Source organism: Mesorhizobium sp. M4A.F.Ca.ET.050.02.1.1, assembly GCF_003997725.1.
Taxonomy (GTDB): Bacteria; Pseudomonadota; Alphaproteobacteria; order Rhizobiales; family Rhizobiaceae; genus Mesorhizobium.
The window spans coordinates 14,432-30,265 of record NZ_RZSG01000013.1 but is presented as its reverse complement, the minus strand read 5'-3'; the positions used below and the strand labels follow the sequence as shown (position 1 = coordinate 30,265).

At 61.8% G+C, this 15,834-nt stretch carries 16 protein-coding genes; 10 read left to right on the top strand and 6 right to left on the bottom strand.

Features of this window, described 5'->3' with window-relative positions; genetic code table 11:
* From EOA33_RS02390 to EOA33_RS02360, 7 genes are all read left to right on the top strand, one after another.
* On the top strand, positions 1 to 291 hold a 291-nt coding region (locus EOA33_RS02390), incomplete at its 5' end, for an ROK family protein (protein WP_127404884.1).
* Positions 292 to 356: 65 nt separating this feature from the next.
* Entirely contained in the window at positions 357 to 1,073 is a 717-nt protein-coding gene (locus EOA33_RS02385; protein ID WP_127404883.1) for an N-acetylmannosamine-6-phosphate 2-epimerase, read from the top strand.
* Positions 1,070 to 2,086, top strand: coding sequence for a Gfo/Idh/MocA family oxidoreductase (locus tag EOA33_RS02380; protein ID WP_127404882.1), 1,017 nt, complete (start codon positions 1,070 to 1,072; stop codon positions 2,084 to 2,086). Before EOA33_RS02385 ends, EOA33_RS02380 begins: the two co-directional genes overlap by 4 nt.
* Before the next feature lie 64 nt (positions 2,087 to 2,150).
* A complete protein-coding gene (locus EOA33_RS02375) occupies positions 2,151 to 3,443 on the top strand; it encodes a sugar ABC transporter substrate-binding protein (RefSeq protein ID WP_127404881.1) in 1,293 nt (430 codons plus the stop codon).
* 69 nt (positions 3,444 to 3,512) lie between these two features.
* On the top strand, positions 3,513 to 4,394 hold the full coding sequence (locus tag EOA33_RS02370; protein WP_127404880.1) for a sugar ABC transporter permease: 882 nt from the start codon (positions 3,513 to 3,515) through the stop codon (positions 4,392 to 4,394).
* Positions 4,394 to 5,206, top strand: a complete 813-nt coding sequence (locus EOA33_RS02365; protein ID WP_127404879.1) for a carbohydrate ABC transporter permease — start codon at positions 4,394 to 4,396, stop codon at positions 5,204 to 5,206. Before EOA33_RS02370 ends, EOA33_RS02365 begins: the two co-directional genes overlap by 1 nt.
* 7 nt (positions 5,207 to 5,213) lie before the next feature.
* Entirely contained in the window at positions 5,214 to 6,275 is a 1,062-nt protein-coding gene (locus tag EOA33_RS02360) for an ABC transporter ATP-binding protein (protein ID WP_127404878.1), read from the top strand.
* Positions 6,276 to 6,427: 152 nt separating this feature from the next.
* Here EOA33_RS02360 and EOA33_RS02355 read toward each other — a convergent pair whose 3' ends face one another.
* The 6 genes from EOA33_RS02355 to EOA33_RS02330 form a co-directional block, all read right to left on the bottom strand.
* The gene (locus EOA33_RS02355; RefSeq protein ID WP_127404877.1) at positions 6,428 to 8,542 is read right to left on the bottom strand and encodes a N,N-dimethylformamidase beta subunit family domain-containing protein; all 2,115 of its coding nucleotides are present in this window, start codon (positions 8,540 to 8,542) and stop codon (positions 6,428 to 6,430) included.
* A 44-nt stretch (positions 8,543 to 8,586) separates the two neighbouring features.
* Positions 8,587 to 9,798 carry an ABC transporter permease gene (locus EOA33_RS02350; protein WP_210212544.1) on the bottom strand — a complete coding sequence of 404 codons (1,212 nt, stop codon included), beginning with the start codon at positions 9,796 to 9,798 and terminating at the stop codon, positions 8,587 to 8,589.
* Between the two features lie 13 nt (positions 9,799 to 9,811).
* On the bottom strand, positions 9,812 to 10,561 hold the full coding sequence (locus EOA33_RS02345) for an ATP-binding cassette domain-containing protein (protein ID WP_210212543.1): 750 nt from the start codon (positions 10,559 to 10,561) through the stop codon (positions 9,812 to 9,814).
* 32 nt (positions 10,562 to 10,593) lie between these two features.
* Positions 10,594 to 11,670 (bottom strand): sugar ABC transporter substrate-binding protein, encoded by a 1,077-nt coding sequence (locus tag EOA33_RS02340; protein WP_190234187.1) that lies wholly within the window; start codon positions 11,668 to 11,670, stop codon positions 10,594 to 10,596.
* A gap of 410 nt (positions 11,671 to 12,080) precedes the next feature.
* Positions 12,081 to 12,860, bottom strand: coding sequence for an alpha/beta fold hydrolase (locus EOA33_RS02335; RefSeq protein ID WP_127404873.1), 780 nt, complete (start codon positions 12,858 to 12,860; stop codon positions 12,081 to 12,083).
* A gap of 17 nt (positions 12,861 to 12,877) precedes the next feature.
* Positions 12,878 to 13,363: an RbsD/FucU domain-containing protein gene (locus EOA33_RS02330; protein WP_210212542.1), complete on the bottom strand. Its 486-nt coding sequence runs from the start codon at positions 13,361 to 13,363 to the stop codon at positions 12,878 to 12,880.
* Between the two features lie 274 nt (positions 13,364 to 13,637).
* Between EOA33_RS02330 and EOA33_RS02325 the strand changes: the two genes are divergently transcribed.
* From EOA33_RS02325 to EOA33_RS02315, 3 genes are all read left to right on the top strand, one after another.
* Entirely contained in the window at positions 13,638 to 14,315 is a 678-nt protein-coding gene (locus EOA33_RS02325) for a GntR family transcriptional regulator (RefSeq protein ID WP_127404872.1), read from the top strand.
* A 184-nt stretch (positions 14,316 to 14,499) separates the two neighbouring features.
* Positions 14,500 to 14,970, top strand: a complete 471-nt coding sequence (locus EOA33_RS02320; protein ID WP_127404871.1) for an RbsD/FucU domain-containing protein — start codon at positions 14,500 to 14,502, stop codon at positions 14,968 to 14,970.
* 84 nt (positions 14,971 to 15,054) lie between these two features.
* Positions 15,055 to 15,822, top strand: a complete 768-nt coding sequence (locus tag EOA33_RS02315) for an alpha/beta fold hydrolase (protein ID WP_127404870.1) — start codon at positions 15,055 to 15,057, stop codon at positions 15,820 to 15,822.
* Positions 15,823 to 15,834: the final 12 nt, after the last annotated feature.

Genomic DNA, 15,834 nt, shown 5'->3' with positions numbered 1-15,834 from the left:
GCGGAGGAAGGCAACGCTGCCGCTGCGGGAATCATCGCCGGCGCGGTCGTCGCGTTGGTCGACGCCTTTGCCGACCTGACGGCCTCCGCCGATATCGACTGCTTTGCCGTCGGCGGCGGCGTCGGCCTCGCCGGCGGTTTCATCGAGGCGCTGCAGGCTCGCTCGCTCGACCTGCCGCGCGTCTACCGGCGTCCCATTGTCGCCGCGCGTGCGGGCGCCGATGCCGGCCTGCTTGGCGCGGCGATGCTGGCGCGTTCGACAAAGTCTGACGGAAATTTTCATCGAATATAACTTCTTGACAAAAACTTTCATCCACGCTTGGTTAGAGGGGTAATGCTCTTCCAGGAGATGCCCCGGTGCAGGCCAAGCAGGGCGATTTGCTCGCCACACTCGATGGAACGCTGGTCGTGTCGTGCCAGGCCGAGTCCGGCCTGCCGCTCGACGCTCCCGACCACATCGCCGCGATGGCGCGCTCCGTCGTGTTGGGCGGCGCCACCGGCGTGCGCATCGAAGGCGCGGCCAACATCGCCGCCGTCCGCGCCGCGGTCGAGGTGCCGCTCATCGGCCTGATCAAGGTCAGGCGTGACGACACCGAGGTGTACATCACCCCGACGCTCGACGACGTCGCCGCCGTCATCGACGCCGGCGCCGATATCGTCGCGATCGACGCCACCGGCCGGCCGCGTCCGGCCGAGTTGAAGGCGATGTTCGCCGGCATCGCCGCGAGGGGGCGGCTCTCCATGGGCGATGTCGCAACGCTCGATGAAGGCAAGCGCGCGCTCGATGCCGGCGCTGACCTCATCAGCACCACCATGGCCGGCTACACAAATTATTCCGGCGATCAGCGCGGCCCCGCCTTCGCCCTGATGGAGGAACTCGCCCGTGCCGGCCTGCCTTTCGTTGCCGAGGGGCGCATATGGTCGCCGCACGAGGCCGTCCGCTGCTTCGAGCTCGGCGCCCGCTTCATCGTCGTCGGCGGCGCGATCACGCGGCCCGACGCCATCACCCGCCGCTTCGCCGACGAGGTCGCCGCCTGGAGCGCCCGTCCGCAACTGAGAAGGAACCCCACATGATCAAGCGCCGCCGCGTCGCCGTCATCGGTGCAGGCTTCATGGGCTCCATGCATGCCGGCATCTTCGCCAACATGGTGGGCTCCGAGCTCGCGGCCATCGTCGATCCCAACCGCGCGCTGGCCGAGGCCGTGGCGGCCCGGGCGCCAGGCTGCAAAGTCTACGATAGTCATCAGGCGTTGCTCGGCTCGGAGCGCGATCTCGACCTCGTCTCGATCTGCACGCCGGACAATCTGCATCTGGCGCCGGCCGTTGCGGTCGCCGAAGCCGGCATCAACGTCTTCGTCGAGAAGCCGATCTCCTCCAAGGTCGAGGACGCTCGGGCCATCATCGCCGCCTGCGAGGCGGCGGGCGTAAAGCTCGGCGTCGGCTACCTGCTGCGCTTCGATCCGCGCTACGCCGCCGCCAAGGAGCTGATGACATCGGGCAAGATCGGCGAGCCGATCCACATCTATGCCCGCCGCAACAGCGCCCGCACCGAAGGCCCGAAGCGTTATGGCGGCAAGCTGCCGCTGGCGCTGCATGTCACCGTCCACGACGTCGACATGGTGCTGTGGATGCTGGAAGGCCAGCGGCCCGTCTCGGTCTATGCGCAACAGACCGACAAGCTGCTGGGTAGCTCCGGCACACAAGACAGCATCGCGGCAATCGTGCGCTTTTCCGGCGGAACCGTCGTCAATTTCGAGAGCGCCTGGTCGCTGCCGTCCGGCGCGCGCCACATGATCGACGCGCGCATGGAACTCATCGGCACCGACGGATCCTTCGAGGTCCAGTGCGGCGACAGCGGGCTCTACTTCGCCAGCAATGAGACCTCGCGGGAGATCGACACCCAACACTGGCCCCTGCTCAACGGCCGCGTCGACGGCGACCTCGCGCGTCAGCTCGGCGGCCTCATCGACTGGCTGGACGGCGCGGCGATGCCGATCGCCACCGGCCGGGAAGCCCTTCGTTCGCTCGAACTCACCCTTGCCATGATGCAGTCGGCACAGAGCGGCGAAATCGTGCGCCTCGGTTGAGCTCAATCAAACGAACGGCGCTGTTGCAACGAGGCCAGACGGCCCAAGAATGGGAGACGAAAACATGCTGAACAGACGCAATCTACTGATGCTTGGCACGGCCGCTGCCGCGCTTGCCCTGGCCGCGCCGGCCTCGGCCGAGGACAAACCGTTCAACGGCGTGCAGATATCGGTGCTGCTCGAGGGCCATCCGACCACCGACGCCCTCCAGAAGATGGTGCCCGAGTTCAAGGAGAAGACCGGCATCGACGTTGCGATCGAGGTCGTGCCCGAGGCGGACATCACCGCCAAGGAACTGCTCGAGTTCTCGTCCAAGTCCGGCCGCTACGATGTCGTCCAGAACAACATCATCTACCTGCCGGGCTTCGTGAAGTCCGGCTACATCGTGCCGCTCGACGATTTCCTGGCCAAGCACAAGGAGAATTTCGACAAGGCCGATTTCGTGCCCGGCTATTTCAACACCAATGTCCTCGACGGTAAGGTCTACGGCCTGCCGGTCTATGGCGAGAGCACCTTCGTCATGTACCGCAAGGACCTCTTCGAACAGTACGGGCTGGCCGCGCCGAAGTCCTTCGAGGACATCGAGAACGCGGCGAAAACCATCTCGGAAAAAACCAACAAGCAGATCGCCGGCATCACCATGCGCGGCCAGCAGGGCATCCAGGGTGTCTATGTCTGGGCGGGCTATCTGTGGGGCTTCGGCGGCTCCTTCTTCGATGCCGGCGGCAAGTCGGCGCTGGCGACACCTGAAGGCATCGCCGCGCTCGACGCTTTCACCAAGGTCCTCAAGGACTACGGCCCGGTCGGCGTCGCCAATTTCGGTTGGGAGGAAAACCGGCTGCTCTTCCAGCAGGGCAAGGCGGCAATCACGCTCGATGCGACCGTCAACGGCGCCTACAATGAAGACCCGGCCGTCTCGACGGTGGTCGGCAAGGTCGGCTATGTGCCGGTGCCGATGAAGTCGGCTTCGCCCAAGGGCGGCTCGTCCTCGCTAGCCGTGCATTCCATGTATGTCTCGGCCGAATCGAAAAACCAGGAAGCGGCGGCCCTCTTCGCCGCTTGGGCGACCGCCAAGGAACAGCAGCTGAAGTCGATCGGGACCGACCCCAACTCCGGCGTGACCTCGCTCTCGGCGCTCAACAGCGACAGCTTCGGCAAACGCTACGGCGCCTTCAAGGAAGGCATGATCGCCGCCATCAACGCCGGCAACCCGCAATATCTGCCGACAGTCGAGCAGGCGAACGAGATCATCAACAACACCGGCATCGCCGTCTCCAAGGCGCTCGCCGGAACCGCAAGCGCCGCCGACGCGCTGAAGGAAGCTGACGAAGCCAACAACGCTGCGCTCGCCCGCTAAGGGTCGAGTGGCGTGCCCTGCCGCGTGCGCTCCCTGTGCGCGGCAGGGTGAAATTCTCAGGTTGATCCGATGAGACCCGTGGCCGCAGCGTCCGATCCCACAAAGCATTTCTTCCAGCCGATCATCGTCTGCCTGACGGTGGCTTCGGTGGCGCTGACGCTGTTCGTCATCTGGATATCGCTGCACGATCTTTCGCTGATGCGGGCAGGGCGGGAAAAATTCGTCGGGCTCGACAACTACATCCGCTTTCTCAGCGATCCGCGCGCCATGGCCGCGCTCTGGCGCTCGGTGCTCTTCACCACATTGGCGACGGTGATCGAGATCGCGCTTGGTCTTGCGGTGGTGCTCTTCCTCGACCGCGACTTCGCCATGAAGCGGCTGGTGCGCACGCTGCTGCTCGTGCCGATCATCATGACTCCGGTTGTCGTCGGGCTCACCTGGCGGTTCCTGTTCGACCCTGCCACCGGCATGGCGAACTATCTTCTGTCGTTGGGCGGCATTTCCCAGGTCGACTGGCTGGGCAGCCCTCAGATCGCTCTCTTTTCGGTGCTGATCGCCGACATCTGGCAGTGGACGCCCTTCGTCATCCTGCTGGTGATGGCCGCGCTGGAATCGGCGCCGACCGATCCGCTCAACGCCGCCCGCGTCGACGGCGCGCGCGAATGGCAGGTCACCTGGTATGTGCTGCTTCCGATGCTGCGCCGAGCGCTCGCCATTGTCGCGCTGATCAGGGCGATCGACAGCATCAAGGCCTTCGATCTCTTCTACATCATGACGCGCGGTGGGCCAGCGCTGTCGACCGAGACGCTGAACTACTATGGTTATATCGTCGCCTTCACCAATTTCGACATCTCCTACGCTTTGGCGATTGCCATCATCCTCACGGTTTTCACCAATGTCGCGCTGCTCACCATGTACAGCGTGCTGTTCCCGAAGACGGGGAACCGCTGATGGCCAGGCGCGCGCTGTTCTATGTCGGGCTGGTCCTGCTTCTGTTGGCGGTGCTGTTCCTGCTCTACTGGGTCGTCGTCACCTCCTTCAAGACGACGCGCGACGCCTTCGCCATCCCACCGGTCTGGCTGTTCAGCCCCACGCTCGACAACTATCGCACGGTGTTCGCCAATCGCGGCTTCCTGAGCGCCTTCGCCAACTCCTTCATCATCTCGATCCTGTCCAGCGCGCTGGCGGTCGCCATCGGGTCGGTCGCCGCCTATGGGCTTGCGCAGCAGCCGGCGGAACTGCGGCGCGCCGGGGAAAAATTCATCCTGAGCCTGCGCATCGCGCCGGCGCTGCTCTTCGTCATCCCGATGTATTATCTGGCGACACGCATCGGCGCGCTGAACAAGCATTGGCTGCTGGTCGCCGCCTATGCCTTCGTCAACGTGCCTTTCGCCATCTCGCTGCTCATCACCTTCTTCGATGACATCCCGAAAGAGCTGCGCGATGCCGCGCGCGTCGACGGCGCGCGCGAATTTTCGATCTTCTGGCATGTGTATCTGCCGGCCGCGCGCGGCGGCATCATAGCCACGCTGATCCTGTGCGTTCTGTTCACTTGGAACGAGTTCTTCGTGGCGCTTGTGCTCACCGGACGCGACACACAGACGCTGCCGGTCTCGATCACCTCGTTCCTGACATTCCAGGGCATCCAGTGGGGCGCGCTCACTGCCGCCGCCACCCTCATCATGCTGCCGATGATCGTGCTCGGCGTTCTTGTGCAGGGACAGATGGTGCGCGGCATGACCCTTGGCAGCGTGAAGGGCTGAAGAACCGATGGCGAAACTTTCTATAAGGTCGGTCTCGAAATCCTATGGCGCGGTCCAGGTGCTGGACGACGTCTCGGTCGAGGTGGAGGAGGGGTCCTTCGTCGTGCTGCTCGGCCCGTCCGGCTGCGGGAAGTCGACGCTGCTCCACGCGGTGGCCGGCCTCAACCCGATCGACTCCGGCACGATCGTCATCGGCGACCGCAACGTCACCAACTTGCCGGCGCGGGACCGCGACGTGGCAATGGTCTTCCAGTCCTATGCCCTTTACCCGACCATGACGGTGGCGCAGAACATCGCCTTCCCGTTGAAGATGCGTGGCCTCGATCGCAGGACATCCGATGAGAAGGTCGCGGGCGTCGCGCGCCTGCTGCAGATCGAGCCGCTGCTGGCGCGGCTGCCGCGCGAGCTCTCCGGCGGCCAGCGCCAGCGCGTCGCCATCGGCCGGGCGCTGGTGCGCGATCCGCGCCTCTTCCTCTTCGACGAACCGCTCTCCAATCTGGACGCGGCATTGCGCACCGAGCTTCGCGCCGAGATCAAGCGCCTGCACCAGTCGATCCGCCGCACCATGGTATATGTCACGCATGACCAGACCGAGGCGCTCACGCTTGCCGACAAGATCGTCGTGCTGAAGTCGGGCCGCATCGAGCAGACCGGCACGCCGCTGTCGCTCTACGACGATCCCGACAACGCCTTCGTCGCTGGCTTCATCGGCACGCCGCGCATGAACTTCCTCAAGGCGGTCGTCGTGGACGACGGCAAGGCGCTGACAACCGGCGAGGCGAGAGTGGACATCTCGCATCTCAAAACGAAGCTGGAGAACGGCAAAACGGTGACTCTGGGCATCAGGCCGGAACATCTCGACGAAAAGCAGGGCGTTGCGCTGCCGCTTGCCGTGGACGTCACCGAGCGCCTGGGCTCGACCTCCTATGTGCATGGCGCGCTGCCGAGTGGCGAGACCGTCGTCGCTGAACGCCGCGAGGACCAGCCCCGCTTCGGCGAGACAATCACGCTGCACTTCCAGCCGACGCGGGCCCGCGTTTTTGACGCTGACGGAAACCGCATCCGCTGACGGAAGGTACACCGTCTGGTAGGGCCCTTGTTCCCGACTTAGGCCCGGCAAGTCCTATTTGCGATCGGGACAGATAACTGTCGCGAGTCTTTACCATGGGCGCGCAACGGGCGCGTGTGACGACGTTCGGGCTAATGATCTCGAGGTCGTGCTCACTCTGCCAAGAACTTCCGCAGCACGTTGGTGGTTAATCTCGCGATGTCGTTGTCATAGCCATTTGACCCCAGGCTACCTGCCCAGCAGATGGAGCCCGTTGAGAACACCTTGCCCCCTCCGGGATGTTCAACAAGAACCACGTCGGCGCGCACGTGGGGGTTTTTGGAACCCTGCTGATTTGGTGCGACTTCCGTGACGCTGTCGAGGCTTGGGAAGAAGAGATCGTTATGTCTGGACGACATCAACACGACCGTGCTGTCGGGCGTCCCGCGCGCTGGATCTACGTGATCGAGCTCATCGCCGGCCGCGCCACCCAACAAATAACCGTGCTCACCCACCGTTTCGCTCGCAATACCCTCGAAAACCCACGCCACCGCTTCGGCATGGCTTTCCGGCGTGCGCGTGAAGCCCGAGGCCGGCCCCCATCCGGCGGCGGCCATGCCAATCCCAAGGAACGGATTTTGGTCACGGCCGCGGTGCCTGTAGGCGCCGCCCATCTCGCCGGTCGAACTGTGATAAAGCTCAGCCGCATGGGAGGTCCAGTTGCGCTGGGCCGCATAGCCGCGCCGCACCTCGATGGCGGTGCGCAGCTTGTTGACGTAACTCGTGACCCAGAAAAATCCGTTGGCTCCGAGATACATCAACTTGCCGCCGTCCTTGACGTAATCTTCGAAAGCGTCGAACTCGGCCGCAGTGGGGTATTCCGGGTGGCTTCCGGTGAGGACCACGTCGTAGCCGTCGAGCAGGCTTTTGCCTAAATTATCGACGTCCTCATCGGTCGCCACGTCGAATTCGATGCCGATGCTGTCCAGCCAACCGGTGATGAAGAAGTCGCCGGAGAAATGTCTCGGTCCGCCCGCCAGCCAGTTGATGTAGTTTGGCTGCACGTTGGTCAGGGGGCGCAACCGCGAAGCATAGATCACCCCGCTATCGTCCGAATGCCGATCGTACAGCGATCTGCCGAGTGAAGGTATCTGCTGAAGAATGGTTTCCGCCTTGTCCAGCACGATCGGAAAACTCATCATCTTTTGATGGGCGATTCCGCGCTCGCCCTCCCAAAGATGCTCGTTGCCATAGGCGAGGTAAGTGTTCGTTGGAGCGACGAACAGGACCCGTTTCCTGACCGCGCCCGGGCGAACATAGAAGGGAATGTAGTAGCTGGTTTCACCCTGGATCAGGCGAACGGCATATATCCCGCTTTCGGCGGGAGCTTCGACCTCGAAGTCCGTTTTCCATTGCGCGTCATCGAGATCGTCATCATGCAGATGCAATGCATTCCACTGCGCCGGGTCGTCGGTCCAGCGGATGGTCTTCTTGTCCCATGCAGGACCAAGAACCGCTCGAGCCGGCCGGTTGAGTAGCCGTCCGTGCCGCCCGGCTCCGGAGAGGTCCACCGCGATGTCGCTGTCCATTTGCCTGGAGAAGTCCCATTGCAGGATAGGCTGCTTCGGCGACGCTCCAAATACAGTGACCTCGGATACGCATCCGTTGAAGCAGTCCGTCGCGCGGCCGTCTTCGGCATGCGCGGCGCCGACACGAAAACGTGCGGCGGATCCTTCCGCTACGACGACCGGCGTCGACCAGCAGCGCGTGCCGGTCTGTTCTTCCGCGGTCAGGCGCAGTACCGCTTCGCCGGGGTCATAGACAGCCTTCAAGAGCACCCAACGCCCCTTGGGCAGCGGATCGGGTGAGGACCCCATCGTGACCGCGCCGTTCGACGACCGCAGATATAGCGCCAACCGGCCGGTCCGATCGAGTTCAAGCATCATGCGAGTGACAGAGCTATCGTCAGAGAGGCTGAACAGCGTCTGGCAAAGACGACCTGGAGCGGTCGGTTTCACCCACAGGCTGACCCCAACACCCTTGGCGAAATCGACCCTCGGCAAGGCAGCATCGACGAACGATCCCGGATGAAGTGCCTGCACCCGGCCGGTGTGCTGACAATTGCTGTTGGATGACACTGGTTCTTCGGCAACCGAGAGACCGGCGGCGCCTTCTTTCATGCCTCGCACGCGCACCAGTTGCGATCTGTAGATGCCCGCAGCGCTGACTTTGATTTCGACATGGTCGCCTGCATCGACGGAAAGCTTATCGGCATAGCCGATCAACATCTTGATCTTCTCCCAACTTGGGTTGCGGCAGACAGGCGGCCAGTTTAGCGCGACGACGAAGATCCGCTTCGGGCAATGAGCGCGTCCGCTATGACCGCGGCTACGAGCACGCCGCCCTGAACGAGCAAGCGCAATTGCGTGCTGGCGTTGATCAGGAACATTCCGTTGGCGATCGAGCCGATGACGAGGGCGCCAAGAATAGCTGCCCAGACACTGCCACGACCGCCAAAAAGGCTCGTCCCGCCGATGACCGCCGCCGCGATTGCCTCCAGCAAGAGACTTTGGTCAGCCGATGCCGGGGAGACGCCCAGCACCCGGGCCGCAGCCACGACCCCGCCGAGCGCCGTCAAACTGCCGAGAATCGAAAAGGCCGCCATCTTCATCCAGTTCACAGGGATGCCGGCGCGGCGTGCCGCCTCGCGATTGCCGCCGATGGCGTACAGCCAAATGCCGAACGGAGTTTGGGTTGTGGCGTAGGACAAGATTGCGATCAGGCCCGCGAGCACGGCAACGGTCAGAGGCACGCCTCGGTAAGCATTGAAAATGGCGACAACCGCCAGACTGGCAAAAATGATGGCGATGCCAATGGCCATGGAGCTCATCAAATTCGATGGCAAACCGTAGGCCACTCTTTGGCGGTGATCGTTCAATCGCATGGCAAGGCCTATCAGCCCGACGGCCGCGGGCAAGGCATAGCTGACGGTCGTTGGCAGACGATAAGCGGCCAGGAACTGCAAATCGGTCCCGGCGAGAGGAACAAGGCCGCTTTCTGCCGGAAGCAAAATCAGCAAGACACCTTGCAGCATGAGCGAGAAGCCGAGTGTGACGATGAAGGCCGGTGCGCCGCTATAGACGATCATCGAACCCTGCAGCAAACCGTAGAGGCCGCCGACGGCAATCGCGATGATTAGCGCGATCGACAGCCCGACGTCCATGTTGACGACGAGCACGCCGACAATGCCGGCGCACACGGCCGCGAGACCGGCAACCGAAAGATCGATCTCGGCAACGACCAGTACGAGGACAAGCCCGAGCGCCACGATGCTTGTGGTCGCGATCTGATCGGCAAGGTTGGTCAGGTTGCGCGCTGAGAGAAACACTGGGGATTGCGAGGCAAAGATCGCCCAGATGAGACCCAGCGACAGCAGGACCGGTACGACACGCCATTTTGTCGATAGCGCCTCAAGCAGGTTCTGCCTGAAACTGATTTTCGCAGGCGCCGTTGTGAAAGAAACTTGTCGTCCCGTGGTGTTCATAGCCTGCATCCCTTCAATGGTCTGTGCCGGTTATGGCTGCGACCAGGCTGCTCCTCGTCCATTCCGCGACTGGCCGCTCGGCGGCTTTGCGCCCCAGGCGCAGGACCACGATCCTGTCTGCAATGTCCAACACATCACCCAGGTCGTGAGAGACGAGGATCACGCCCAGACCCTGCTCGCGAAGGCGCGCGATGAGTGCCATGACCTCCGCCCGTTGCGCCACGCCAAGCGCGGCGGTTGGCTCGTCGAGCAGAATCACTCGCGGTTTCGACAGAACCGCGCGCGCGATGGCCACAGACTGGCGCTGGCCGCCAGAAAGCCGTCCCACGGAGACACTGTAGTCCCTGATCTTCACGTTGAGACTGGACAGGGCCGCATGGGCTCGAGATTCCATCAGCGGTCGCGAGAGCTTTGCACCCCGAAGCAGCCCTGAATGCATTTCCCTTCCCAGGAAAAGGTTCTGAACGGTATCAAGATTGTCGCAAAGCGCGAGGTCCTGATAGACCGTCTGAATGCCCAGCTCCGCCGCATCCTGCGGCTTCCTCAGCGATACCTCTCGCCCGTTAAACAGAATCCTGCCCTCGTCGGCGGTAACGATCCCGCTGATGATCTTGACGAGGGTCGACTTTCCGGCGCCGTTGTCTCCGGCCAGCGCCACGACCTCTCCCTCCCGGACGTCGAAATCGACGCCCGAAAGGGCGGTGATGCCGCCATAGTGCTTCCCAATTCCCGCCAGGGACAGGATTGGAGCGTCGTCGTTCATGGCGACCATCTTGTTGCTACCGCTTCTCTGCATCAGCCGCGACAGAAGGCGGAGTCGGCGGCCACGCCTTTGGCGCAGATCTGTTCCTTGGTATAAAGACCGGTGTCGACCACCGATTTCTGAATGTTATCCTTGGTGATGACGCTGTTCGGCGCGTCCACCTCGGGAATGCCTCCCTTGTAGCCGTTGTCGAACGTGGTCGCGACGAGATCAGCCGGTATCTTGTCGCCCTTCATCGCGTGCACGGCCAACTGGACGGCCAGCTTGTTCATCGCGACATAGTCCACAGTCATGTCCATCTCCTGCAGGCCGGCAGCAACGCGCTGCACTCCGGCAAGAGTGGCATCATACCCGCCAAACAGCTTGATCCCCTTGAGCCCGGCGGCTTCCACCGCAGCCACCGCCGCACCGCCGGTGTCGTCATTCATCGAGAAGATCGCATCGACGCCATTGTGGGTCTTGGTCAGGCACTGATCCATTGCAGTCTGAGCATTGGCCGGGAGCCAAAGCAGCGCATCCGCCTGACAAACGACCTCCAATTTGCCGGCCTTGATCAGCGGATCGAGATATTCGCCAATGCCCTTCACCTGGTCGCCGTAGAACGGAAACTTGGGATCGCCGTAAATCTTCGCCAGCCGGACGGGCTTGCCGGTCTTGGCGTTCATCTCCTCGATTACCTTGGCCGCCGCCTGCGCCTGCTTCTGGCCGATTTCAACGAAAGGGGCGGTCAGGTAGGCGTAGGCAGGCCCGCCAGTGCAAGCGTGAATGGTGCATATAAGTGGGATCCCGGCTTGCTCGGCCAGAGCCAAGGTGCCCGCGGTCTGCATTGGATCGACGGCAACCATCACGATTGCTTTGGCATCGTTGGCGATAGCGGCCTGAACCTGCGAGGTCTGTTGCTGCACGTTGTTTTCGGAGTTGAGAATCTCGACCGTCATTTTCGGCACCAATTCCTTGGCGGCCTTCAAGAAGGCTGGCTTGTCGAACTGCTCGAAGCGGACTGTCGTGAAGTCCGGCATGATAAAGTAGATCTTGCCGGTAAGCTCTTCTGCGGCGGTGGGTGGCGTGAGTGCCATGCATGCCGCGAACCCGCACATCAGCGCTGACATACGAATCTTCCCAACGAATTTCCTAAGCATTACGAGATCCTTCCATTTTCGCTGTTCTCTCTCTGGTCCGCCGCATCATCCGAGTTTCGGAACATCACAGGGCTTGGAGCATGGCTTCGGCCGTGCTCCGTCATTTTGGGAGATTGCTATTTTTGAAAGTTCCGGCCTCCGCCCTTGGACGCGCTCCCATCGCCTTACGCATCGATATCGGCCGTTTCTGCGACGGTCTTCGGTGAATGCGTGTAAACGTTTTCAAAATGGCGCGCTGGAGCGACGGTGTCAAGCGCAAAGAGGTTGGAGTGTTTCAGGCCATATAGGCTTCGTCCGCGAGAACACATAGCGGTCGGCGAACGACCATCGCACGTGTGCTGCAGTGCTGATTGGCGTATCAGTGTGCGGCGTCCGGCGGATCAGCGGGCTCGCGTACCAACCGTCCATCCGATCACAGCTTGCGCAATAACGTCCGCAACGTCGGCATGGCTCGCATCGTTGATGAGATCGTGATGGGTATTGGCGAACAGGTGATGCTTTGCGCCTGGAATTCGTGACGCCCAGCGCCGCGCGAGATCAGGAGGGCAAAACATGTCCTTGTCCCCGCTGATCATGAGCGCGGGAAGGCTGAGTTCAAGCAATCCGGCCTGTATCTGCTCACAGACCGGCGCCGAGAGGACGCTTCTTAGATGGACGAAGGCCATCGATGCATCGAACTTGAGTGGGTCAAATTCCAGTTCGTCTAGATAGAAGGGGTCAAGCGACATCACGCCTTGCTCAGCCTGGCGCTCTTGCTCTTGGCTGATCCCCTCGACAGGCATGCCGCCGAGCACCACCCCACGGAAGGGGCCAGCGCCGGCAATGACCACCGCAGCTGCTGTCATCGCGCCCATCGAATGTCCTACCAGCGCCATTGGAAGCCCGGGGTCTTCCCGCTGCGCTATCCCTGTCAGGCGCTCGGCATTCGTTCTTAGATAGGCCATGGAGCCGGGATTGCCCCGCTCGCCATCCGAGAGCCCATGTCCGATTGCATCAAGCGCCCAGACGCCGATTCCCTGTGCATTCAAGGAGTTCGCGAAGCGATGGTAGAGGCCGCTATGTTCGCCATATCCATGCAGAAAGACGATCTGCGCAGTGGGCTTCAGGGGAGCCCAGTGGCGGTAGTAGACCTGTCCGGAAGCGCCCTCAAACCTTGGCATCGACCACCTGTGGCGGGTTACTTCGTTTTCGGGGCAAGCCCGTTGAGGATCATGTCCATAGGAATGTCTGCGCTTGGATAGCCGCCGACAAGGATCACATTGGCATGCACGCGATAGTCGCCCGTCTGGACAAACAGCTTGCACCGATCGCGAAGGTCGTAATAATCCGGGATGTAAGGCACTTCGTAGATGTGTTTCTCATCGAAGAGCCTGGACAGCATGGCGAAGCCATCAGGATTTGCGCCGCGCATGTCCTTGGTGACGATGCAGGCCTCGATGTCGCCGACGTCGCAGATCACGGGAACGAGATCGTCGATCGACGGCACGCCGGTAACAACTTCCAGGTCGAGGATCTCCACATCAGGCGCCAACGAACGCAGCGCCTTGGCTGACGTGCCACTGCCGGCATCGGCAATGAATATCAACTCGCCATGGCGCAGGTCGGCCAGCGCCGCTGCCAACCTTTGGTTCAGTATTCTCGGCCTCAGAAGCTTCGTGGTCATCGTGCGTTCTCGCGGGTTCGATCGTCCGGCGACTGAAATCGTTTACACAAAAATTCGGTTTTGTCGATATCCTTGGCAGGAACTCTTATAACTTGGCAGGCAAGTCTGGGGGCATGGCCGGCTTGACCCAAGTGGCGGGAGGACGTCTTTCCAGGCGCGATTGCGATCTGATCGATCTTACGTGCAAGATGCCGTCGATTCTGGCGATCTTGCCGGCTCAACGCTATGACATGGTCACGGTGTGTCGCATCGCCCGCAACTCTGATGGATTGTCATGAGAACTGCAAAGAATGAAGATCTCACCGAACCAGGCGGCCACGGCGGCCAATGGCAGGCCGTCTATGAGGGGCTTCAAAAGGGCATTATCTCCGGAAAGTATCGTTCCGGCGTGCGGCTCATCGAAGACGACATTATTGAAGCCACCGGGGCAACCCGCCATGCAGTCCGCAAGGCATTTGACGAACTTGTTCGCCTCGGCCTCGCCGTCCGCTACCCGCATCGCGGCGTGCAGGTGCGGAGCTTCAGAGAGTCCGAGATCTGGCAAATCTACGAAGTCCGTGAGTGCCTCGAGCTGAAGGCAATAAGCTACTATACCGAGCCGGCGGCAAAGGAGCTCGTGCGAAAATTGAAGGCCATTGTCTCGGATCACGAGAGGGCGATCGCGAACAACGATCTTGCTGAAATGTATCTGCAGAACAATCTTTTGCACGAGGCTATATATCAACGGTGCGAGAACGAGTTCCTACTCGACGCCATTAAGCATCATTCGCTTCTCTCGCACCTGATTCATACTAATTCGGTGCAAAGCAAGGATTTGCGCTCCAAAGGCGCCAAGGATCACTTGACTATGATTCAAGCGATAGAGAAGGGCGACCAGAAAACCCTGGCTCGAACGCTTCGAAACCATATCCGGACCTTCCGGGACTATTATCTTCAGCATCTGACCTCTTAAAGCGCGTCTCGCTGAAACGAATCCGGGCGACGCGCTTCAAGTCCTCATGTCGCTCGCCAAGAGCGGCCGCGCAATTCTAGGCGCCGCGCCATAGGAGCATGCCGGCTGGCCGGCCTTGGCTTGTCGGTTGACATTATCGATAAAACAGGCGGATAATATTATCGATGAAAAGGGGGAACACGAAATGCAATATGGCGCGGACAACCGCATCATCAATGGCACGATCGCGGCGGCTCTGGCCACGCTCCGCCATGGTGAGGTGATCTTCATTGCCGACGCGGGCGGCGTCATCGCTTCATCCGTGCAGGTGCCGATCGTGGACCTTGGAATTGCCCCAGGTCTGGTCTCGATCGAGCAGCTGCTGCCGCTGCTGCGCGACAATGGTGACATCGAGCGGGCTGTCGTTGCCGAGCCGATGGAGGCGCAGAGTCCCCAGAAATACAAATTCGTCGTCGACACTTTCGGGAAGGAGCGGGTCACTACCGTTCCATACCGGCCGTCTATGTATGCGATCCGCAACGCCAGCAAGTTGATCATCCGCACAGGAGATTACAGCGTCCACGGCAATATCGCCCTGGTCGGAGGCTATGCCAGCGCCGACGTCAAGTTCATTCGGAACACGGAAGTCGGGGACATCAGGATACTACCGGACTGACATGACACACGGCCGATGTTCTCGAGCGTCGGCTCTCCAGTCGAGTGAACCGTTCTGGTCAAAATTTGCCGAAGGGCCGTTCAGATGCCGTTCTTCGAAACCGCGCATGGGAAAAGCTACTACCGGTGCTGGGATGCGCGGAAGACAGTCGGCGGTGTCGTGTTTCTCCATGGTTTTGGCGAGCACAGCGGGCACTACCATCGCCTTGCGGGCGCCTTCAACGCCAGTGGCCTCGCCATGTGGGCGCTTGATCAGCAAGGACACGGCCTTTCCTATGGCGAACGTGGCGCGGTGGCGTCGATGGATCCCCTCGTCGACAATGCCGAGCGTCTGATCTCGATCGCCGCCAGCGAAGCTCCCGGCCTGCCGCTGGTTCTCGTCGGCCATTCTCTCGGCGGCATTGCCGCTGCGCTGTTGATCGCTCGTGGCGAGCGCCGGTGCCTGGGGCTGGCCGTCACGGGCACGCTGATCCAGCCGGAGACCGTTGCCATACCCGCGCCGCCGGAAGTCACCCGCGACCCATTCTATCTAGACATGCTGGCGACCGATCCATTCGCCTTCAGCGTAACGCTAGAAAACACGGCGGCGCGGCGGGCGGCCATGCACAAGGCGCGCGGGGAGCTGGCCGCGACTCTCCCCAAGGTCGACCTTCCCGTGCTGCTGATCAATGGCGACCAGGATGTGATTGCCCCCGCCAGGTATGCCCGTGCGGTCCGCTCGCAACTCAAGAACGCCACGGTGCTCATCGTGAAAGACGGCTTCCACGACATCATCAACGACGTGCCCCACTTCGCCGTCGAGAGGCGCCTCGTCGCCTTCGCGAGGGCGGCGATCAAGGGCCGAGGGCGGTAGAAGGAAAGGCCT